Origin of the sequence: Paenibacillus kobensis NBRC 15729 (assembly GCF_004000825.1) — a bacterium.
Classification (GTDB): domain Bacteria; phylum Bacillota; class Bacilli; order Paenibacillales; family Paenibacillaceae; genus Paenibacillus_T; species Paenibacillus_T kobensis.
In genome coordinates, this window is record NZ_BILZ01000017.1 from 1 (window position 1) to 22,775 (window position 22,775).

19 protein-coding genes are annotated in these 22,775 nt (G+C 47.3%); all 19 read left to right on the forward strand.

The features are described 5' to 3' along the window. The first annotated feature begins 266 nt into the window (after positions 1-266). The 19 genes from ppc to PKO01S_RS12160 all read left to right on the forward strand — a co-directional run bounded on the left by ppc (position 267) and on the right by PKO01S_RS12160 (position 22,679). On the forward strand, positions 267-3,056 hold the full coding sequence (ppc, locus tag PKO01S_RS12070) for a phosphoenolpyruvate carboxylase (RefSeq protein WP_127531601.1): 2,790 nt from the start codon (positions 267-269) through the stop codon (positions 3,054-3,056). A 129-nt stretch (positions 3,057-3,185) separates the two neighbouring features. Continuing rightward, positions 3,186-4,100 carry an EamA family transporter gene (locus PKO01S_RS12075; protein ID WP_127531602.1) on the forward strand — a complete coding sequence of 305 codons (915 nt, stop codon included), beginning with the start codon at positions 3,186-3,188 and terminating at the stop codon, positions 4,098-4,100. Between the two features lie 2 nt (positions 4,101-4,102). Beyond that, positions 4,103-4,669: an RNA polymerase sigma factor SigW gene (gene sigW / locus PKO01S_RS12080; protein ID WP_127531603.1), complete on the forward strand. Its 567-nt coding sequence runs from the start codon at positions 4,103-4,105 to the stop codon at positions 4,667-4,669. 99 nt (positions 4,670-4,768) lie between these two features. Further along, complete coding sequence (locus PKO01S_RS12085; RefSeq protein ID WP_307719830.1) at positions 4,769-5,401, forward strand: zf-HC2 domain-containing protein; 633 nt, start codon at positions 4,769-4,771, stop codon at positions 5,399-5,401. 252 nt (positions 5,402-5,653) lie between these two features. Next, the gene (gene cdaA, locus PKO01S_RS12090) at positions 5,654-6,490 is read left to right on the forward strand and encodes a diadenylate cyclase CdaA (protein ID WP_127531604.1); all 837 of its coding nucleotides are present in this window, start codon (positions 5,654-5,656) and stop codon (positions 6,488-6,490) included. Then, entirely contained in the window at positions 6,483-7,937 is a 1,455-nt protein-coding gene (locus tag PKO01S_RS12095; protein ID WP_127531605.1) for a CdaR family protein, read from the forward strand. The genes cdaA and PKO01S_RS12095 overlap by 8 nt, the downstream gene beginning before the upstream one ends. 66 nt (positions 7,938-8,003) lie before the next feature. Next, positions 8,004-9,344, forward strand: coding sequence for a phosphoglucosamine mutase (gene glmM, locus PKO01S_RS12100; RefSeq protein WP_127531606.1), 1,341 nt, complete (start codon positions 8,004-8,006; stop codon positions 9,342-9,344). A gap of 787 nt (positions 9,345-10,131) precedes the next feature. After that, positions 10,132-10,338, forward strand: a complete 207-nt coding sequence (locus tag PKO01S_RS12105; RefSeq protein ID WP_127531607.1) for a hypothetical protein — start codon at positions 10,132-10,134, stop codon at positions 10,336-10,338. A 170-nt stretch (positions 10,339-10,508) separates the two neighbouring features. Next, positions 10,509-12,341 carry a glutamine--fructose-6-phosphate transaminase (isomerizing) gene (glmS, locus tag PKO01S_RS12110; protein WP_127531608.1) on the forward strand — a complete coding sequence of 611 codons (1,833 nt, stop codon included), beginning with the start codon at positions 10,509-10,511 and terminating at the stop codon, positions 12,339-12,341. A gap of 760 nt (positions 12,342-13,101) precedes the next feature. Next, positions 13,102-13,272: a hypothetical protein gene (locus tag PKO01S_RS28780; RefSeq protein ID WP_164779581.1), complete on the forward strand. Its 171-nt coding sequence runs from the start codon at positions 13,102-13,104 to the stop codon at positions 13,270-13,272. Positions 13,273-14,036: 764 nt separating this feature from the next. Continuing rightward, positions 14,037-15,008 carry a phytanoyl-CoA dioxygenase family protein gene (locus PKO01S_RS12120; protein ID WP_127531609.1) on the forward strand — a complete coding sequence of 324 codons (972 nt, stop codon included), beginning with the start codon at positions 14,037-14,039 and terminating at the stop codon, positions 15,006-15,008. 275 nt (positions 15,009-15,283) lie between these two features. Further along, the gene (locus PKO01S_RS12125) at positions 15,284-16,300 is read left to right on the forward strand and encodes a hypothetical protein (RefSeq protein ID WP_127531610.1); all 1,017 of its coding nucleotides are present in this window, start codon (positions 15,284-15,286) and stop codon (positions 16,298-16,300) included. 149 nt (positions 16,301-16,449) lie between these two features. Beyond that, positions 16,450-17,265, forward strand: a complete 816-nt coding sequence (locus PKO01S_RS12130) for an AraC family transcriptional regulator (protein WP_164779582.1) — start codon at positions 16,450-16,452, stop codon at positions 17,263-17,265. Positions 17,266-17,278: 13 nt separating this feature from the next. Continuing rightward, positions 17,279-17,536, forward strand: coding sequence for an acyl carrier protein (locus tag PKO01S_RS12135; RefSeq protein ID WP_218031478.1), 258 nt, complete (start codon positions 17,279-17,281; stop codon positions 17,534-17,536). 50 nt (positions 17,537-17,586) lie between these two features. After that, positions 17,587-18,669, forward strand: a complete 1,083-nt coding sequence (locus PKO01S_RS12140; protein ID WP_127531613.1) for a nucleotidyltransferase family protein — start codon at positions 17,587-17,589, stop codon at positions 18,667-18,669. A gap of 312 nt (positions 18,670-18,981) precedes the next feature. Further along, the gene (locus PKO01S_RS12145) at positions 18,982-20,013 is read left to right on the forward strand and encodes a radical SAM protein (protein WP_127531614.1); all 1,032 of its coding nucleotides are present in this window, start codon (positions 18,982-18,984) and stop codon (positions 20,011-20,013) included. After that, positions 19,950-20,630, forward strand: coding sequence for an AAA family ATPase (locus PKO01S_RS12150; RefSeq protein ID WP_127531615.1), 681 nt, complete (start codon positions 19,950-19,952; stop codon positions 20,628-20,630). The genes PKO01S_RS12145 and PKO01S_RS12150 overlap by 64 nt, the downstream gene beginning before the upstream one ends. Beyond that, a complete protein-coding gene (locus PKO01S_RS12155; protein WP_127531616.1) occupies positions 20,618-21,067 on the forward strand; it encodes a nucleoside-diphosphate kinase in 450 nt (149 codons plus the stop codon). The genes PKO01S_RS12150 and PKO01S_RS12155 overlap by 13 nt, the downstream gene beginning before the upstream one ends. Positions 21,068-21,221: 154 nt before the next feature. Beyond that, complete coding sequence (locus PKO01S_RS12160; RefSeq protein ID WP_127531617.1) at positions 21,222-22,679, forward strand: UDP-N-acetylmuramoyl-L-alanyl-D-glutamate--2,6-diaminopimelate ligase; 1,458 nt, start codon at positions 21,222-21,224, stop codon at positions 22,677-22,679. Positions 22,680-22,775: the final 96 nt, after the last annotated feature.

Sequence of the window (22,775 nt, forward strand, 5' to 3'; positions counted from 1 at the left end):
AACATACGTTCACGATTAGCTCCTCGCCTTTACTGGCGGAGGAGCTTTGTTGTTATAGGGTTCTTTTTCCTGCTCGCAAATGTGACAGAAACTTGACTCACCACTTCAATACAGCACCGAAATGTAGTATGATGAAAAAAGTGTATTCATTCGAGCCACACTTTACGTATACCACGTTAGAGCAACGCTACAGAAGATGATTGCACCGTGGCAATGAGGCCGGCCGGAAATCGGCAGCGCGCGGCGCGATCTGGAGGAGGAACAGTATGTCGGAACAGACTGCAACGAGCCCGACAGCGAATAAGGCAAGCACGAACCATCTGCTTCGCCGGGACGTTCGCTTCTTGGGGAACATTTTGGGAGAAGTGCTCGTCCATCAAGGCGGCGAAGAGCTGCTGGAAATCGTAGAGAAAATACGCGAAATGAGTAAATCGCTTCGCGCGGAATATTCTCCGGAGCTGTATGAAGAATTTAAGTCGACGGTCGCGGGCTTGAACCCAGAAATTCGTCACCAAGTCATTCGTGCCTTCGCGCTCTACTTCCAGCTCGTTAACATCGCGGAGCAGAATCACCGGATTCGCCGCAAGCGCGACTACGAGCGCTCGGCTGGCGAGAGCGTACAACCAGGCTCGATCGAGAGTGCGGTGCAAGTACTGAAAGAACGCAATATCGCGATCGAAGATGTGAAGGAGATGCTCCGCGGCATTTCGCTTGAGCTCGTCATGACGGCACATCCGACGGAAGCAACGCGCCGTGTCGTATTGGATATTCATAAGCGGATCGCAGGCGACGTTATGGAGCTCGACAACCCGACGCTGACGCACCGCGAACGCGAGAAGCTTCGCGAGAAGCTGCTCAACGAAGTGTTCACGCTGTGGCAGACGGACGAGCTGCGCGGCCGCAAGCCGACGGTTATCGACGAAGTGCGTAACGGCCTGTTCTTCTTCGACGAGACGCTGTTCGAGGCGCTGCCGAACGTATATGATGAACTGGAACGCTGCCTGACGAAGTACTACCCGGATGAGAAATGGCATGTGCCTTCGTATCTCCGGTTCGGTTCTTGGATCGGCGGCGACCGTGACGGTAACCCGTCGGTCAAAGCGAAAGTAACCTGGGAGACGTTGACGCTCCACCGTGCGCTGGCGCTAGACAAGTACAGCGAAGTGCTTCACGATCTGATGGAACTGCTGAGCTTCAGCACGAACATCGTCGAGATTACGACGGAACTGGCGGATTCACTCCGTTCCGACCGTGAGAATATCGAACTGAAATGCGTAGATATTTGGCGCAATGAGCAGGAGCCTTATCGTATTAAGGTCGGTTACATTTTGCAAAAGCTGGCCAATACGCGCGAAGGCGCTGCTAACCGCTACAACAGCCCGCAAGAGCTGATTGATGACTTAAAAATTATCGACCGCAGTCTGCGTCACCATTATGCGGACTATGCGGCGGATACGCATATTAGCAAGCTGATTCGCCAAGTGGAGCTGTTCGGCTTCCACATGTCGACGCTCGACATTCGCCAGCACAGTCAAGAGCATGAGAATGCGATGGCGGAAGTGCTGCGCAAAATGCATATCGTCGAAGATTACGCTGCCCTCTCCGAGGACGAGAAAGTGGAGCTGCTGGCGAAACTGCTGAACGATCCGCGTCCGCTTACGAGCGGCCATCTGGAATATTCCGAATCGACTCGCGAATGCCTCGACGTCTATGCGACGGTATATCGCGCACAGAAGGAATTCGGCGAGAACTGCATCTCGAGCTACCTGATCAGTATGACGGAAGCAGCAAGCGATATGCTGGAAGTCATGGTGTTCGCGAAGGAAGTCGGCTTGTTCCGCAAGGAAGCTGACGGTTCGGTCATTTGTACGCTGCAATCTGTGCCTCTGTTCGAGACGATTGACGATCTGCATGCTGCGCCTGGCATCATGAAACGTCTGCTGGAGCTGCCGATTTACCGCGATGCGGTTGCGGCAATGAACGATGTGCACGAGATTATGCTCGGCTATTCGGACAGCAACAAAGACGGCGGCGTCGTAACAGCGAACTGGGAACTGCGCGTAGCGCTGAACGATATCACGGCTTCCGCGAAGCAATTCGGCGTGAAGCTGAAGTTCTTCCACGGACGCGGAGGTGCACTTGGACGCGGAGGTATGCCGCTGAACCGTAGTATTCTTGCTCAACCGCCTCATACGATTGGCGGCGGCATCAAGATTACGGAGCAGGGCGAAGTGTTGTCCTCCCGCTACGGACTGCACGATATTGCTTACCGCAGTCTGGAGCAAGCAACTTGGGCGCTCATTACGGCAGCACGTCTGGCGAAATATCCAGAGCAAATGCCGCAGGTTGAGTCTGATTGGGACGATATCGGACGCGGCATCTCCGAGACGGCGCTTCATAAATATCAGGATCTTATTTTCCGCGATCCAGACTTTATGACGTTCTTCAAGGAATCGACGCCTCTTGCGGAAGTCGGCGAGCTGAACATCGGCTCCCGTCCGTCGAAGCGTAAGAATAGCGACCGCTTTGAAGACCTTCGTGCAATTCCATGGGTATTCGCATGGACGCAAAGCCGTTACCTGCTGCCGGCATGGTACGCGGCGGGCTTCGCGCTGGAGCAGTACGTACAAGGCGACAGCGGACGTATGCAGAAGCTGCGTGATATGTACACGGGTTTCCCGTTCTTCCGTACGCTGATCGACAATCTGCAGATGGCGCTCGCGAAAGCGGACCTGCTGATCGCACGCGAATATGCGGGCATGATCAAGGACGCAACGATCCGCGACCGCATTTTTGGCCAGATCGAAGAGGAGTATGCACGTTCGCTGCGTCTCATTCTGGAGATTACGGGACAAAGCGAGATTCTCGACAACGTACCGGTTATCCAAGAATCGATTCGTCTGCGTAATCCGTACGTCGATCCGCTCAGCTACTTGCAAGTGCAGCTGCTGTCCGAGCTTCGTTCGATTCCGGACGATTCCGGCGACGCAGAGCTGCTGCGTGAAGTGCTGCTGACGATCAACGGCATCGCGGCGGGCCTTCGGAATACGGGCTGATACCGCGTCATACGATAATGAATGGATCCGGCGGTTCCTCCGCCGGAATAATAATTGAAAGGCTGGGCGAATAAGCGGCTGTTGGCTGCTTCGTCCGGCCTTTTGCACATCTTAATGCGAGGTTATGGAATGAAGAAGCCGGGTTATGGTTTATCTGTGTTATTCGTTCTGCTAGGCGCCTCCAGCTACGGATTTCTGTCGCCGCTTGTGAAACGGACCTATGCAGCCGGCTTCACCTTCGAGGAAATTACGGTACATCAAGTCGGCATGGGCGCCTTGCTGCTGTGGCTGATCGTCATGTTCAGAAGAAGTGCGAGACGCAATCCGTTCAAGGGACCTTGGCTTAAGATGGTTTCGATCGGGTTGTTCGGGATGGCGCTGACGACGATTTTTTATAATCTGGCGTTGGAACGAATCGATGCATCGCTTGCGATTATCTTGCTTTTTCAGTTTACGTGGATTACGATTTTGATAGACAGCATTTGGAATCGGCGGATTCCCGGATTGTGGAGCTGGGTGTCGATCGGATTCGTGCTGGCGGGTACGGTGTTTGCCGTAGGGCTGACCGGCGCTGGCATGGAGCGCATGGATGCGCTTGGGGCGATGTGGGGACTGTTATCTGCGGTATCTTACAGCTTGTTCTTATGGTTGACTGGCCGGATAAAGTATGACGGTGATCCGGCGCTGCAATCGGCGATCGTAGCGACAACCGCTTTCACGCTCATCGCATCTTTGTATGGATGGCATGCGGGAGCAGGCGAGGACGAGTTGACGATGGCGGGAATCGGCCTTGTACTCGGTTTGCTGGGGCAAGTGCTGCCCACATTGCTGTTCACGATAGGCATTCCGACAATCGGAAGCAGTCTGGCATCCACGCTGGGAGCAGCAGAGCTTCCCGTGGCGGTGGTCGCTGCCTGGCTTATTGCAGGCGAGAGCATCGGCACTATGCAGGTGCTAGGAATCGTACTTATTTTATGCGGAATCGTATTGGCTGAGCGGCGTTCCGGCGGTAAACCGCGGAAGGCGCCACGTCTGGGGGAATAACTTTGATATCTGTGGAAGCGAGGCTGGCCAAGCTGGTGCTGAAGGGCGACCAGCAAGCGTTCGCCGACATTGTGGATATGTATCAAGACAAGCTGTATCATATGGCCTACCGGATGCTGTACAACCGTCAAGAAGCGGAAGACGTTGTGCAGGATACGTTCCTGCGCGTATACCGGAACTTGGACCGGTACGATGATTCGATGAAATTCTCGACTTGGATATATCGGATTGCAACGAATCTGTGTATTGATCGGCTTAGAAGAAGAAAGGCGACTTATTCGCTGGATGCGGAATCGTCCGAGCATGAAGGGCTCGACGGATATTCGATGCTGCCTAGTGACAACCGGACGCCTGAGAGCGAGACGCTGCTGTCGGAGACACAGCGGATTATCCATCAAGCAATTGCAACGCTGCCGGCGAAGTATAAGTCAGTGATGGTTCTCCGTTATTTGCAGGACATGTCGCTGCAGGAGATAAGCGATGTTCTCGACATGCCGGTCACGACAATCAAGACGCGCGTACACCGGGGCAGGGAATTTCTCCGCAAACGGCTGGAACACAAATTGTAACCAAACAAGCCGATCGCCGTATAGGTAATGAAACGTAAGATGGCGGTCGCGCGTATGTTGATAGTAACAACCTGATGTTTAAGCATGAAGGGGAAAGGAATGGCTGCTATGAATTGCAACGTCGCCATCATTTGGATGCACGATTATTTGGACGGCGAACTGCCGCAACAAGATACGGTAGAGCTGAAGGCTCATATGCTGGCCTGTCCGGAATGCCGGGCAAGATTCGAGCAATTGGAACGGACGGAATCGCTCGTCTCGTCATCACTTCATACACATGCTCCGCTTGAACCGGGGCAATCGGAGCAGCTGCGCCAGCGCATAATGGCCGTCCTGCCGAAGGATCGGAAGCAGCTGTCATGGTTCAGATGGGTAAGGAATCATCCGGCGGTATCGGTGGCGGCGGTATTTTTCTTCGTTATGCTGTCGAGCTTCCTCTCGATGTGGCATCAGGATGGAGAATTAATCGTGAAGGGCAATGACCTGCAGCAAGTTATCATACAAGGCGATACTGTTATTGTGCCTGAAGGTGCCCATGTGAACGGCGATCTGACGATCGAGAACGGCACAGCGGAAGTGCAAGGAGACGTGAACGGCAACGTCACCGTCATCGATGGCAAGCTGCAGCTTGCATCGACTGCACACATCGCAGGCTCCAGCCGAACGATCGACCGGGCGCTGGATTGGTTCTGGTATAAAGTGACGGAGACGGTAACCGACATGACCAAATGAGCTTAAGTGCCTTCCGTTTTTGAATGGAAGGTACTTTTTTTGTATTATAAGAAGGATTTACATTGTACTTTCTAGAAAATAATAAGGTTGACTACTGAATCATCAGTCAGTTGTACGAGTTGCACATCGAGATCAGTCAGTTTGGCAATCGACCACTAGAGATAGAAATGGTCATCCGCGGTGCAATTGTGCCGTAGAAACGTGTCAAATGGCTGCCGAATGGGTAATTGTCGCTTGGGGGCCTGTAAATCCATGAACTATTTCAATGATTTGAGCTGGCAGAATGGGATTAAAGATGTTATCGACATCGTCATTGTCAGTTACATTATATATAAGTTAATATTGCTCGTTCGCGGAACGCGCGCCGTTCAGTTGCTCAAGGGCATCTTCGTACTTGTCGCTACTTGGGCGCTTAGTACGTGGCTGGATCTCGGGACGCTGAAGTGGCTGATGAATCAAATGTTCACGTTCGGTGTCGTCAGTGTGCTCATTATTTTTCAACCGGAGCTGCGCCGCGCACTGGAGCAATTGGGCCGGGGCAAGCTGTTCGCGCGGACGAACGGGCTGGAGCGGGATCAAATCAACGAGCGGATCACCGCAATCATTAAGGCCGTCAACTACATGGCGAAGCGGAAAATCGGCGCCTTAATCGTATTCGAACGGAGCACCGGCGTTAATGAGTTCATCGAGTCCGGAATTGCGATGGAGTCTAGGATCAGTTCGGAGCTGCTCGTGAACATTTTTACGCCGAACACGCCGCTCCATGACGGAGCCGTCATTATTCGGGGCAATCAGATTATGGCTGCCGCCTGTTATTTGCCGCTGTCCGAGAATCCGTTCATTAGCAAAGAGTTGGGGACGAGGCATAGGGCGGCGATCGGGGTCGGTGAAGTATGCGACGCGGTATCGGTTGTCGTCTCGGAGGAGACCGGACAAGTATCGCTTTGTATGAACGGCATGATCGTTAGGGATATCAAGGAAGAGTCGTTGATCTCGAAGCTGTTCGAAGAGTTGCTCCCGCCAAGTTCGCAGAGCGAGAAGGTCAAAACTTCGTTCTGGCGCCGTAAGGGGGATCAACAGAATGGATAAATGGCTTGTGCATCCGACTGCACTTAAAGTGTTGTCCGTCGTTGTGGCGCTTCTGCTCTGGGCTGTTGTTCACTTCGATCCGGAGACGAACAAGAATAAGAATATAACAACGACGATTACACATGTCATCGATACGGTTCAGATTAAGACGATCGGTCTGGACGAGAAGACGCGCGCGCTGCGTTCGATCGAGCCGGGAGCGGTTAAACTCGTCGTAAGCGGCTCGAGAACGCGTCTGGCTGCGGCGGCGCCCGACGATTATGTCGTATCGGCGAATCTGTCGGCCGTACCGAACGGCAGGAGCGAGGTTACGCTATCCGTCGAGCTGCCGAAGGGCGTGGAATTGATCGAGATGACGCCGAACCGGGCGACGGTACAGATCGAACCGATGCAGACGAAGGAATTCCAGGTTCAAGTCATAACAGCAGGCGAGCCAGCTAACGGTTACAAGGTCGGAGAGCCGATTGTGAAGCCTAACAACCGGGTGCATGTGACGATGCCTGAGGATGAGCTGGAGCTCATCGGGGCGGTTGCCGTAAATGTGAACGTGGCGAATGAAGAAGAGACGGTTAGCGAGAAGCGGGCTCGCGTTGTCGTATACGATAACGATGGCAATGAGCTTAAGAATGCGGTCGTCAGCCCAAGTGTAGTCGAGGTTGAGGTGCCGATTACTAAGCCGTACAAGCAGCTGCCGCTGCAGATCGGCTATACCGGCAAGCTACCGGACGGACTAAGCATTGCGAAGCTGACATTGTCGACGGAACAGGTGACGGTGTACGGGCCGCAGAACGTGTTGGACAAGCTGGAGTTCTACGATGGTCTGAGCGTTGACTTGTCCAAAGTAACCGGGTCGGGCACCTATACGTATGATATTAATCCGATCGAAGGCGTTGCAGCGGTGGATCCGGCGAAAGTATCAGTAACGATTGAGATCGAACCGACGGCCAGCCGCACAGTTGAGCAAGTGCCGATCGTGATGAACGGTTTGGCGGAAGGGATGAAAGCTGCTCTCGTAAGTCCGGCAGAAGGACGGATGGACATTACGGTGCGAGGAGCGCCTTCCCTGATTGATAAGATGGGGCCGGACGACATTCAAGCGGTAGCCCGGCTAGAGTCTCTTGGCGTCGGCCAACATGAAATCGTATTAAATATTCATGTGCCGAATTATATTGGCGTCAATCCGCTCCCTTATAAGGTGACGGTCGACATTACAGATAGCAAAGCGGAAGGCGAGGTGCCGGCTTCCGGTACCGACGCCGGCCATTCAGCGGCGAATGAGGCTGGCAGCGGAGGCGCTTCACAGGGAGATGGAGAAGCAGCCGCAGGCGGCACGGAAGCGGGAACTGGATCGGAACCTGGCTCCAGCTCGGAGACTCATTCGAACCATGATGCGGTTGAAACGCCTGCCGCCGGAAGCGAGCATACGGAACCGGCGGCAGTTCAATAAATGGTCGGCCTTGCGGCTGGCGAACTTATTTCTTATTTTCAGACACAGAAGGGGATCAGGACAGTTATGGGTAAATATTTCGGAACAGACGGCGTACGTGGGGTAGCGAATCAGGAGCTGACGCCGGAGCTTGCATATAAAATCGGACGCTGCGGCGGCTATGTGTTGGCAGGCCAAGCGGACAAACCAAAGGTCGTCATCGGCCTTGATACACGTATTTCCGGACCGATGCTGGAGGCAGCGCTCATCGCAGGCCTTCTGTCGATCGGTGCGAGCGTCATTCGTCTTGGCGTCGTCTCGACGCCAGCCGTTGCGTATTTGACGCGGGAGCTGAAGGCGGATGCCGGCGTTATGATATCTGCATCGCACAATCCTGTGGCGGATAACGGCATTAAGTTTTTCGGCGGGGACGGCTTCAAGCTGTCCGACGATACGGAGCTCGAAATCGAGCGTCTGATGGACGCTGAGGTTGATGAGCTGCCGCGCCCTGTAGGCGGAGATATTGGCACGGTTACATCTGACGATACGGCGAAGTATCGGTACTTGGAGTTCCTGAAAACGACGATCAGCGCTTCGTTCGAAGGCTTGAAGGTCGTACTCGACTGCGCTCACGGCTCCGCGTATGAGCTGGCGCCGCGCGTGTTCCGCGAACTGGGCGCAGAAGTCATTACCGTCGGCGCAGAGCCGGACGGACGCAACATTAACGAAGGCGTCGGATCGACGCATCCGGAGTATCTGCGCGAGCAAGTGCTGAAGCACGGCGCACAGCTCGGGTTGTCGTTCGACGGTGATGCCGACCGTCTCATCGCAATCGATGAGAACGGCGATGAAGTAGACGGCGATTATATTTTATGCATTTGCGGCGATGCCATGCGCCGTGATGGACGTCTGAGCGGCGATACGATCGTGACGACGGTTATGGCGAACATCGGATTTTTCAAGGCAACGGATAAGCTGGGTCTGAAGACGGCACAGACGGCGGTCGGCGACCGTTATGTAATGGAAGAAATGCGCCGCGGCGGCTTCAATCTGGGCGGCGAGCAATCGGGCCATGTTATTTTCCTCGATTACAATACGACAGGCGACGGCATTCTAACCGCTATGCAGCTCGTGGATACGCTCGTCAAATCGGGCAAGAAGCTTAGCGAGCTTAAAGGTCTGATGCGCAAATATCCGCAGGTGCTCGTGAACGTTCGCGTTGCGGACAAAACGATGTACAAAGACAATGCAGCAATCGCTGCTGCAGTCAGCGAAGTTGAAGCGGAGCTCGGCGATAACGGCCGCGTCCTCGTACGCCCATCGGGCACGGAGTCTCTTATCCGCGTTATGGCGGAAGGTCCGGAGAAGGATCTGGTTGAAGCGTACGTACAGCGTATCGTTGACGTCGTGAAGACAGAGCTGGGTTAATACTCGGTTCGGTTCGGAGTTAAGAATCGATGATATAGAGGTGAGCAGGCGCATTGCATTGCGTTTGTTCACTTTTTTTGCTTGATAAGGGCATCTGCTTAGTTGAGACGGATGCCTATACAGTTGTTGAAGCATATAGTGTTATGTAGGGGCAAGACGGATGGCGCTGCGGTGGACGTAGAAGGATGTGTGTTGCGGTCCGGGGCTGGCTGAGATGGATGCCATAGGACGGTTGTTGAGTTATGTTGCTCTATGAGTAACTACTCAATTGCGTATAGGGTAACGTAATGTTAATGCACGCCACGGCCTAATCTGACCTGCTTAAAGGTGAATCGGCTGTTACGATTTAGAAACGAGCTTTGCGGGTAAGGAAATGGTAATGCAGCAACCTATTATGCCGTAACGAATCGAGAATGCCTTATTTCTTCGATATGTTCTGCTTTGGAAATTATAACGAACTCATCGAACGTTATTGGCGAGAATTAGACCGTAATGATGGTTATTGCACGAGATAGCGCCTCTGGAGTTTGTTAGCTTTTAGAAAGGCTCAAAACACAAGGAATAGCGCTTCTACGCTTCATTAGCGAACCGATTCTGACGCCAGTATGGATTTGGTGCAAGCTTGGGAAGAAAAATTGGTTGCGTAATTTATGAAAACTGAATATGATAGACTGTATGATTCCGGAATTGAAAGCGAGGGTTGAGGTTTTCATAAGCAACACAAGCGCCAGAGCTTGCGGATGGAAGGCTGCTGCAATGACCATTCCCACGGAGGGGAAGGGCGGCCATGCAAGCTGACGAGGTGGAGGCGTTCGGATTTTTCGGCGGGGACCTCCCGGTACACATTCATACCGAAAGCCGTTACTCAAAACGATGCGGGCAACCGGTCGGCCAAATGTACGGCGGAATGAAAGCAAGGGCTTTACAAGGAGCAGTCGACTCGAAGGGTGGACGGATGAAGGAGCATCCGGCTGCGGCTTTGGAGGAAGACTGACAGGCATTATTTGTGATGAAGATAAGCAAGCCAAGAAAGCCCTAGGGTCCACGATGCGGCTGTGCATCGGTGCGGGCAGGAGGGTAATAGCAACTGCATACCGCTTGCCGCGCAGCAGGCATTCGTGGATTCGAGGACAAAAATCGAATTTGACGGAGGTCTATATAATTATGTGTGGTATTGTGGGATATATCGGTAATCGCGATTCGCAGGAGATTCTTATCGAAGGTTTGAAAAAGTTGGAGTACCGTGGTTATGACTCGGCAGGCATTGCCGTGTTCACGACGAACGGACTCGAAGTTCGCAAGGCGAAAGGCCGCCTCGCCGTTCTGGAAGGCCAACTTCAAGAAGTGCCGCTCGCTGGCTCTGTAGGCATTGGCCATACGCGCTGGGCGACGCACGGCAAACCTTCGGATGTGAATTCGCATCCCCATACGGACAACTCGGCTAAGTTTTCGGTCGTACACAACGGCATTGTCGAAAACTACTTGGACTTGAAAGATGAACTGATCGCGAAAGGGCACAACTTCCTGTCGGAAACGGATACGGAAGTCATTGCACACCTTGTCGCAGATGAATATGACGGCGATATCGTGAAGGCGGTACAGCGCGCTGTGAAGCGGATGCGCGGCGCTTTTGCACTCGGCGTTCTGACGGAATACGAGCCTGAGAAGCTCGTTGCGGTACGTTTTGCGAGCCCGCTCGTCATTGGTGTCGGAGAAGGCGAGAACTTTATCGGTTCCGACATTCCGGCGATCTTGGAGCATACGCGGAATGTGTATATTCTCAACGACGGCGAGATGGCGGTTCTGACGCGCGGCGGTGTCGAACTGATGACGACGGAAGGCGAATTTATTTCCAAGGAAATATTTCATGTCGACTGGGATCTCGTCACGGCAGAGAAAGCCGGATTCGATCATTTTATGCTGAAAGAGATTTATGAGCAGCCGAAAGCTTACCGTGACACGATGCGCGGACGCGTGTCGGATGACGGCAAGTCGGTGTCGCTGACGGAAATCGGCATGACGGCAGAGCAAGTGAAGGGCATCCGTAAGGTGCATATCGTCGCTTGCGGTACGGCTTATCATGCGGGCTTGGTTGGCAAAACGGTTATCGAGCGACTGGCGCGCATTCCGGTTGAGACGGACGTTGCATCGGAATACCGTTACCGTTCCCCGATCATTACGCCGGATACGCTTGTTATCGTCGTCAGCCAATCGGGCGAAACGGCAGATACGCTTGCAGCACTGCGCGAAGCGAAGCGTAACGGTGCGCGTGTACTTGCGATTACGAACGTCGTAGGCAGCTCTGTCGCACGCGAAGCGGACGACGTGCTCATTACGTGGGCAGGTCCGGAAATCGCCGTAGCATCGACAAAAGCGTACACGTCGCAGTTGATCGCGTTCTACCTGTTCGGTATCTACCTGGCACAGACGCTTGGTACCGTTGAGCAAGCTGCGATCAGCGAGATTCTGGCTGCTATGCAGCAACTGCCGGAGCAAGTCGAAGCAGTACTGGATCAAGCTGCTGTGCTGAAGCAAGTGGCAGAGTCGATCGCTGTACACAAGAACCTGTTCTTCATCGGCCGCGGCGTCGACTATGCAGTCGCGCAAGAAGGCTCGCTGAAGCTGAAAGAAATTTCGTACATCCACTCCGAGGCTTATGCCGCAGGCGAACTGAAGCATGGCACGCTGGCGCTGATCGAGGACGGCATTCCAGTTATCGCGCTCGTGACGCAGGAAGAGCTGTATGAGAAAACGCTGAGCAACATCAAGGAAGTGAAAGCGCGCGGCGCGCATGTACTTGGTATTGCGAACGCAGGAAGCGAAAAGGAAGTCGGCAAATCGGTCGACGAACTGTTCGCGATTCCGAAGACGCTGCCGCTGCTGTCGCCAGCCGTATCGGTTATCCCGCTGCAGCTGATCTCGTACTACGCATCGCTCGCAGTAGGCAACGACGTGGATAAGCCGCGGAACTTGGCGAAGAGCGTTACGGTGGAGTAAGTTGTAGTAGGTAATGTCAGATATGTCTGATGATAAAAATCTATGGAACCAGTAATAAATGTATGGAACCAGTAATAAATCTGTGGAACTAGTAAAGAAATTGTGGCACCACATATATAACAAACATCATGGGCCGTCCTACAGGTGAGGACGGCCCAATTTTCGTTTCGAATGGTCAGTCATAAATTAGCATTTTTAATTAAGTAAGTAATTGCAAAAACCAAAATAATTCAACTTGCGAAGTCCCGATGATTTAATTTCGGGACTTTTTCATTTCTGAGCATATATATAAAATATGGATTGCGGAGGTATGTCAAGTGGAGTATGTATTGCGTGAGACTGATATTCTTGATCCAACACTCGCTGATAAATTCGATTCAGTCATTTTGAATGATCTACAATAAATCGATTTAAGAAAAGTATATTCGTTCACTGTTAGCTTTAATGTTGATCTGATAAATGATCTATCTATTCTTAATGGATTTGTACTACCGTCATTAGAAAAGACACCTATTAGAAAAAAGAGTGACGAGAAGGATAAGATGTGCGAAGTACTAGGGTATCAGCTAAAACAACTCGAAAGCATATTGTTAAAGAACAACATTGAATACTATTCATCAACAATTCAAGGAGTACCTTTAGAGTTTACACATATTATAAAGATAGATTTTGTAGAGGATAATTTAGACCGTAATTTTAACAAACGGGAAGAAGGGGAAATTAGGAAAGGTCATTTCAGTTTTTCCAAAATAAAAGGGTTATGGCAGAGATTTTAGAAATTGAAAAGACTGATGATGATAATTTATTATATCAAGCATTTGTCAAAGAGTATGGTGAATTATGGCTAACTACGACCAAAAGAGAGAAAGAGTTGTTTGATAAACTTATAAACAGGGCGACAGAAGTTCTGGAAAAATACAAGGATAATTAACCAGTCGTTACATTCCAATAACATGCGAGCAAAATGGTAGTAACCCTTGATGGCGATAAAGTACGATTAAAGATCCCTGCTAATTTAGAAGATTATGAACGTCAGGCAGATGAGCTAGATGATGATGATGTTTTATAAGCTAGTACCTTACACTGCTTTTAATAGAACAAAGTTAGCCCATTTCCTATAAAATTTGGTAATAAACAACATCAAAATTAGGGTGATGGGCTCATTTGAATTTTACTAAGCACTACACTACATTAGACTGCTGGGCGTGACAGCATTTACTCCGAATAACAGACATCATGATCTTGAATCCAGTAATTGTAACTAATTACGGGGTATTTTTGTTTTCTGGAGCTGATACAGATGAATCTAGGTGAGAAAGTCAGATTTATCCGAAAATCAGATGAGTTAAATCAGAAGGAATTGGCACAGACAGAGATAGAAGAATTTATATACTAACAGACATCAGGCGTAGCTTAGTATTCCTCACCCAGTTGGGCGTAACTTTTGATCCAACTTCTCCTGAATCATTGTGTAACATCATGCTTCTTCCAGCCGGAGACGTTCCTCTGTAAAAAAATACTTTTTGTTTCATAACATCGGAAATTTGACCAAAAAACCCCTATAATAGAATTGAAATAAATTGGATGAAGAGGTACAATTAATAAAGCTTGTATTGAGAAATTCGAATGTTTTTAGTCTATAGGAATTTGGAGAAATAAATCGAACACTACTTCATAAGTGAGGGTGATTCTTTAGTGTTTTCATTAACAGACCAACAGGTAGAGATATTTTTTGATAAAGGTTGGATCAAGATCGAATCGGCTATTCCTAAAGAACTAACTGAGAAAGCTGTAGAGTTGATATGGGAAGAGTTATATAAAAATTGGGGTCTTCTGCAGGATGACAAATCTACTTGGCAAAATGACTTCTATTTGTTGAAGGAAAACTACAGTGAGGGGATATTTCGTGAGTGTTCAACGACCCGATTGATTGATTCCATTCATTGTTTGCTAGGTAAAGATCGCTTAGAACTCGACTACAACAAGCTAGGAATACCATTTGGTTGGTGGCCGATCAATCTGGGTTTGGGTAGAGATCGAGAATGGACAGTACCTGCCGGTGGATGGCATTGGGATGGGATGCATTTTATAAACAGGGTGGACAGTAAGGAGCAAGGGTTGATTTTGATTGCTTATTTTACCAACGTTGAGACCAAAGGGGGGGCAACACTTGTTGCCGAAGGATCTCATAAACTTGTAACTAACTTTCTGTCTCAATATCCGGAAGGGCTTGAATACAAAGATGCAATACCATTATTCAACCGGAGTCATCCGTGGATTAGAGAGCTCACAAACAGTCAGACGGATATATCAGAATCAGATAAAAAGATTATCGTTACAACGGATCAGATCCTCTCTGAGAATGACCATACCCTAAGTAATGATCGTGTGAAGAGGTTTATGGAGGAAGAATATATAGATTCTAACGGGATCAACCTGAGAGTGGTCGAAGTGCTTGGCCAAGCGGGAGACGTGTTCTTATGCCACCCCTTTTTATACCATTGCGGTTCGCCAAACCATTCCGGAAATCCCCGAATCATGTGTAACTTAAATACACCACTTAAAGCTCCAATCAGTTTATCTCGTGACTCTACAACCAAACATACACTTCTAGAAATAAGCATCTTAAAAGCTTTAGAACAATTCCAAGTCCAATCGGGCAACTAAATAACCTAATTCTTGAAAAAAACATGTCGCATAAAATCCTCTAGGCCCTGCTCGAAAGTAAGCGTCAAGATTGGTCTGATCGCCATTGCAATTACATGCTATTCACAAAACCTCACTATTCGATTTTTTGCGGGACATAAATCTACCTGCGTAAATCGAAATATCAAATCACGCAACAGGTTATTCCAAATCAAGATTAATTGAGTGAAACTGCAACACTCAAATAACTAGTAACGCTAACCGCCGAGTAGTGAAATTTGCAGGAGTGAAGATTCTTGAGGATTAAACTGGAACACCCTAAAATAATTTCCTATTTGCATCATGCTTATCCGCTTTCGGTGATGGCAACCCATGAAAGTTTTCAACCTTGGTTTTACAGCAATTACATCCAGCTATTTTGTTATAAAAACATGGAAGGAGACGCTTGCCCGGTTAATTTTTACCGTTACCATGATTGGAGTTACTATCCACTTTTGGATCATCAACTGATTAGCAGGGATCTTGTCTCTAATAATGAAGTCAAAGAATGGATAAAGCTTGCCATTGATCTGGGAAACTGTATTTATACATACGTTAACGAATTCTATGTTCCCGGCCGGAACTCTTATCAAAAGTATGATAATGATCACGACCTTTTGCTGTCGGGATATGATGAAGAACGATCGGTCTATCATGCCGCAAGCTTCATAAAGGCGAACTATGTCGAATTCGAATTAAAGATGGAGGATTTTAATCAAGCTTATTCACATGTCAATATGACCTATGATTATATCCGGAATATTCGAATACTAAAGCCGGCCCACTCCTTTCAGTATCGTTTTAATGTAATATTGGTCGTTGAAATGTTGACTGAGTATCTGAACTCTACCAATAACTCAGATAAATTCTCATCCTTTTTTTATGACGAGAGATTGGTCTATGGGATAAACGTCTATCAAGAGATGATACGTTTTATTGAAAGAATAAAGAAAACCGGCATTCAGTGTGATGTGCGCCCTTTTCATGTTATATGGGAGCATAAAAAAATTATGATCGAGCGAATCCGATATATTCAAGGTTTGTATGAGAATCGAAAGAGGGGTAGCAATACAAGACTTGAAAAAGTTGCTGGAGATTATAAGTCGGTTGAACAAATGGCAGATAGTCTGCGTTTTCTGGTGCTGATGCATAAAAAAACAAACAAGGATAGCTATTTAGATTTGATCGAGGCCTCTCTTCATGAAATAAAGGAAAAAGATGCCGATGCCCTTTCTGATCTACGAGATATATTGTTGGAAATGAGCAGCGATTAAGTACGAGGTTCGATATATCGAACGCAAAGGAATACATAAAACACAAAATTCTACAGAATGTATATTTAATATATATCCTTATAAGTAAATATATAGTATATTTAACGGGGGAAACATTCTTCTGTTCTCACTAGAGGTGTTTTATGTCGGTGAAAATTACTTGTATAAGCGAAATAAATATTTTTCCAAATGGAAGAAAGAAAATAAACGAAGAAGATGGGTACTATTTGGTCCATCCAATAACGGATATCAAATTATTGTCGGATGGAAACGAGATTTTCAAAAGTAGAGGACAAACCATGGTGTGCAAGAGTCTCAGTATAGTAAATGACTGTAATGATACTTGGAAGATCAAACTGATTACGTTTTCTCTAATAGGAACTGGAGTGGAAATTCCAACCTTATTGTCCCTAGTGGAATTAAAGGAAATCCGTGAACTACTGGAGGAGGAGACGAGTCCTTCATTAGCTCCAAATGAAGGGTATGAAAAGCTTGAACGTCTAATCGAAAAAGTGGTTGCGCACCTTCCAATTAAAACGAACGAAAAAGGATCGAGCCAATCAGCTCGTATCTTATCCGGGTTCATTGACTCAAGGCTATTAATAGTTAACAGGTATATTCGAAAAGGTTACAAAGAGGCTATTACGCTCGATATACTAGGGAAGTTGATTCACTGTAATCCAGTTTATTTAAGCAATACCTACTCAAAAGTGTTTGGAATTCCTCCAATAAAATATCTCCAACTGGTGAGAATAGAAGCCACCAAAAACCTTCTTGTGCAAACTACGGATTCAATTAAAGAAATTTCTACTCAGGTCGGATATTTATCAACATGGCAGCTTAATCATTACTTTAAACGAACTGTAGGCATTACTCCTATTGAGTATCGCTTGAAACATAGTGCATACGCACGGAAGAACTTAGATTCCAATATTGAACCGATCCACTTTCATACCGGAAAGTGAGGCGAACATTCGCGTGAATATTATCTCCAACCTCAAGATTGAAGTTGCCGATGTAATTAGACAAATTCTCGGCAATCAAATCAGTTATACCACAATTTATCAAGAGAATTTGGTGGACATTGGCCTGGATTCATTATTCGTCGTGAGGTTAATTGCCGCTCTGGAGGAGAAATTCAACATCGTCTATTCCGATGAGGAACTGATATATGAACGTTTTTCTTCCTTCCGCTCGCTTTTAACAGAGTTGACAGAAAAACTGCGAGAGCATTGATATTGAGAGGTAACATTGGGAATTTACTTGAATTGGAGAAGTGAAATGTTATGTTGAAGAAAGAATATGATCTCATTTTGACAGCCTGTTTGAGAAATCGGACAGACTCCGAGGAAGAAAAGCTAAATGGACTGGTTAGCGAGGAAATGGATTGGGGGCTCGTGGGAGGCGAACTTGTTCATCATCGCCTTGGTGGTTATTTTTATTCTGGACTGTCCCAAGACCAGCGGCAATATCTTTTTCCTGAGTTTTTGAAAGCGCTAGATCTACTTGTAAGAGCCCAAAGACAGCAAACGCTGGAGGTTAATCAGGCACTCCTGCCGATATTGAACAGGCTGGAAGAAGAAGGAATTCGTTACGCTGCCTTGAAAGGGGCGGTATTCAATGCTTCCATATATGCTCTGGGGGAAAGACGGTCCAATGATAGCGACATTCTCGTTCTCGAGGACGACTTGGACAAGCTGGATATCATTCTGCGTGAAGCTGGCTATATTCAAAGTATGATGCATAATGGTCAATTAGTGGAAGCTACCCGGAGGGAAAAGATGATTCAGCGGATGAATCACCACGATCTGGTTCCCTATGTCCGCGCTTTGGACGGAGCCTTCCTAGATAAGCATGAGATCGATATCAATTTCCATTTTGACAATAAAGAGAACGACATTACAAGGAAAGTGTTTGACCAAGGAACATTTGTTTATGAAGGAGTTCACTACACAATTAGAGGTCTGCCTTGGGAGACGCATCTTGCGCACCTTTGTGTACACTTCCACCGTGAGGGATCAAGCAGTATTTGGAGCAGCGGGAGGAGGGATGTTGTTCTTTATAAGATCATCGATATCGCCAATACAATCCGCTTAAGTTACACAGATCCTGCTAAAAATATGGACGAGTGGGCAGATACGATGATCCAGTTGAATTTGACCAAAGAAGCTTATTATACGCTCCATCATATCCAAAGCTTCTATAAGGATTTAGTTCCGGCTGATCTTGTTGCTACGTTGATGCCGGAAGATACACGATATGTGCAGGAGATCGAGATTTCAGGTGAAAGACGATATGAGCAAAGGAAAACTTCTTTTTATGATGACGCATTCAATTTATTCTTCCAAACAAAACCCAATAAAGGATAGACAATATGCTCACGATCCATGTTGAACACTCTTCATAAAAGATTTGGTTCCAACACTGAAGAGGAACACCTTTCATTCTTAGCTCCACCTGGAAGAGTATTGTCTCCTGCACTGTTATAACGAGTTAGAATACTCTGTTTTATCATCCCAAACGACTATCACACACTTACAAAATGTATTTCGGCATGAAGGTAGTGTCCACTGGATTAATTTGTCCAAGAAACAATAACTTTAATGAGGGAAATGATTAGGAAAAGAAGGAAACAGTTGTTAGCACAGTTTAAATATTATAATCTTTAAGGGTGGGGTCTCGTGAAAACGATTGAAAACGAGTTAACAGAAAAGTTTGAATATTTCAAAAAAGGAGATGGACGTGTTCGGATCTCCTTGACCAGTAATTGTAATGCCAGGTGTTGGTTTTGTCACAATGAAGGCGCTACGCCTCCAGTCAAGTTTAACGGGAAGGACATGGTTCCGAAAAAACAATTGTTCAATACTCAAGATTATATAAACTTGGTAGACAATTTAATTCAATTAGGTGTCAAGGTCATTTATTTTACTGGCGGAGAGGCCTTGTTGTCACCACATCTGGAGCCAATCCTGGACTCTATTCCTCCTCACAGTACAGACGATTATAACATCGTCCTAGCAACGAATGGAGTTTTTTTTGAAGAAAAGTACGAGATGCTCTCCAGAATGCATATCGATAAACTGAAAGTTTCTTTACACGCCTTCACAAATGAAACACTTTATAAAATCGAAAAACTGAAATGTATCGATAAAATAAAGAATGCCATTAAGTTGGCCAAAAGCATCATCCCGCATGTCGAAATCAATACATTGCTGATGCCAGAGAACCAGCACGAAATTTTCGATATTATCGGGTTTGCGGAAGAAGTCGGTGTACCCATAAAAATACTCGAACTGGTTTGGACGGATCACAACAACAGTGAATCCCGGAAGATGTTGAGCACAAAGGATGTAGCTGATGCGCTTATTGCACGGGGGGGCAAAGCTAGAATAGAGTCCAGGGGCATTGGGGTCAATTTACGCGTAATCGATATGAATGAGCATACATCCATTCGTATGATGGATGAAACGATCGGTCGTACGCATGTCGGCAAATGCGAGACATGTGATGTAAGGCCATTTTGCGTAGAAGGCTTCTACGCAATTAGAGTGGATCCGGAAGGATTTGCGCTTCCGTGTCTACTTAGGAACGACCTCAAGCTCGATCTTAAAGAATTAGAGAAGGAATCGCTAAAGGAGGTACTCCCTAGGTGGATTGGTTCTTTCATGAATGGCACGGACATGCCAGAGACGAATATAAAGATTCTGAAGTAGGGAATTATCCCATCATTGTCATAGAGGGACCAGACGGAGCAGGTAAATCTACGGTCGGAGAAATGCTTGCAGAACATCTTGGAGGTGAGTATCTGACTGTTATACCTGACGTTATGAAATTTGATAGCAAATTTATTCAAGAAGAGTTGTCTCCTCTTCCTCAATTACTATTTCATATTGTCGGGCTTCTGCATGTCTCTGACCAAGCCAGAAGAATCAGTCGGGGGAAGCCCGTCGTAATCCACCGGTACTTGAGTTCATTGTTAATAAAGCACCACTTGCGCCACCAGATTTCCGTTAAACAGGCCTTTTCCATTATTAAACCTTTAATCCAACATGTTGTATTTCCAACTGTGAGCATTTATTTATATGCGGATACGAAGGAATTGAGCAGAAGGTTGAGCTCTCGGCCAACATTAACCTATGATGATGCGCGCGTAAAGCTGGAAGAAAAATATGCTGATCAGATGACGCAGTTGTTCTTGCAGTTCTCCGAATTTGACCCTCGTGGTAGGTCTATTAATAATACGTCAATGACGTCAGATAGCTGTGTAGTCGAAATCATTCATTATCTGAACGAACGTTTCACAAAGTGTGGTCTTCCATGGAGACTTTGATTCTACTGAAACCTGATGCTATTTACAGGCGACTGGTATCCCCTATCATGAACCGTTTTCTCGGCGGCGGCTTTTCTATAGTGTATATTGACTGCCGTAAGGCTTCAGCAGAAGTCATCCTTGCACATTACGAATCATTTGTACAGGAAGCGGACTATGTGAAAAATGCACTACTTGATCAATATGAAGGTCAGTATGTGATGCCAATAATTCTTAGAAGAAACGATGCGGTAATTCACGCGAGGAAAATGATTGGATTTGCTGATCCTCCCAGGGCGGGAGTAGGTACAATACGTGGTGACTTCGGTAATGATACCTTCGCAGCAGCTAAAGAGGAAAAGAGATTATGTCGCAATTTAATACACGGCTCCGATAATGATAAGGAATACAGGAGGGAGGCGGCCATTTGGTTCCCCGATTATGTACCACTTCGATAATTTAAGAGATTCGTAAAGAGATACTGACTTGGAGAAAGTCAAACCTGTATTACTAAACTTGTAAGTTGTGCTAAGTATGTTTGAATATGTTCTAAGTGACCTCATTTTGGTGTATACTACGTAATAATGAATTAACCAGTGAGGTGAGTTATCAATGAAACTAAAAGAGTTACTAGACAACGTTACATATAAGTTAATTCAAGGTTCAATGGAAACAGAAGTCCAGTCGATAGCCTATGATTCGAGAAAAGTTGTAAGAGATTCGCTTTTCGTATGTATCAAAGGCTTCAAAATAGACGGTCACCGGTTCATCGAGGATGCCGTCAGCCAAGGCGCGGTTGCAATTCTGGTGGAGAACGAGGATATATCTGTGCCATCAAACGTTGTGGTAATACAGGTTACAAGCACCAGAGAGGCCCTTTCCAAGGTAGCCAGCGCATTTTATGGGCACCCGGCGGAGCGCATGAATGTCGTTGGTATAACAGGAACGAATGGGAAAACGTCCACGAATATGATCATATCCTCTATTCTTGAGACGCTAGGATTCCGTACGGGCGTCGTGACTACAATTGAAATTAAACGCGGTAACCAAGTTATTGCCACGGACCGTACAACTCATACCACCCCTGAATCCTTGGATCTTCAGGCCATCTTTAGTGATATGAAACAAGAGGGCGTATCCCACTTAATTATGGAAGCAACTTCGATGGGATTGGAATTACACCGCGTAGACGATTGTAATTTTCATATAGGGGTCTTTACCAATCTTACGCAAGATCACCTTGACGACCATGGCACAATGGAGAACTATTTGAAGGCAAAAATGAAGCTTTTTAAAATGTGCAAGCACGGCGTTATTAATATGGATGACCCTGTTTCTGAGATGATCAAAGAGGAAGCCACCTGCAGCATTATGACTTACGGGATTAATTCCGAGGCGGATGTTCGGGCACTTAATATCCGTATGATGCCGGAAGGTTCCAATTTCGCGTTGTCAATTTACGGGGAAGAGCGCGAAGTTCGGTATAGGATCCCCGGGACGTTTAGCGTATATAATGCAATGGCTGCCGCTGGCGTCTGCAGTCTACTGGGGCTCACCATTGATGAGATCGTGAGGGGATTAGAATCTGTTGAAGGCGTAAAGGGCCGAATTGAAAGAATTCCGTCACCAAAAGGGTATTCTGTATTCATCGATTTTGCACATTCGCCCGATGCTCTTCAGAATATCCTTCAAACCATAAGGCAGATTGCCACGGGTAAAATGATAACGGTCTTCGGTTGCGGCGGTGACCGGGACAAAACAAAGAGACCGATTATGGGTGAAATCGCAGGGAAGATTTCGGATTATTGTATCATAACCTCCGATAATCCTCGTTCAGAAGTTCCGTTGCTGATTATAGAGGATATTGAAGCAGGGCTGACGACAACCGGTTGTGATTATATAAAGATCGAAGATCGGACTTCGGCAATTGAATATGCTTTACAAATAGCGGGTACGGACGATGTTGTTGTGATTTGCGGACGAGGACATGAAAACGTACAGGAGCTTAAAGATAGAGTGATTCACTTAGACGATGCCGAGATCGTACATCGCTATATAATAAACACTTAAATTCAAAGTGATGTTCTAAGCTAGGGTCGATTAAATCGATTCTAGCTTTTTTCGTCAACTTTCTTTACTCAATGGAATGTACAAGGAGGATCATAG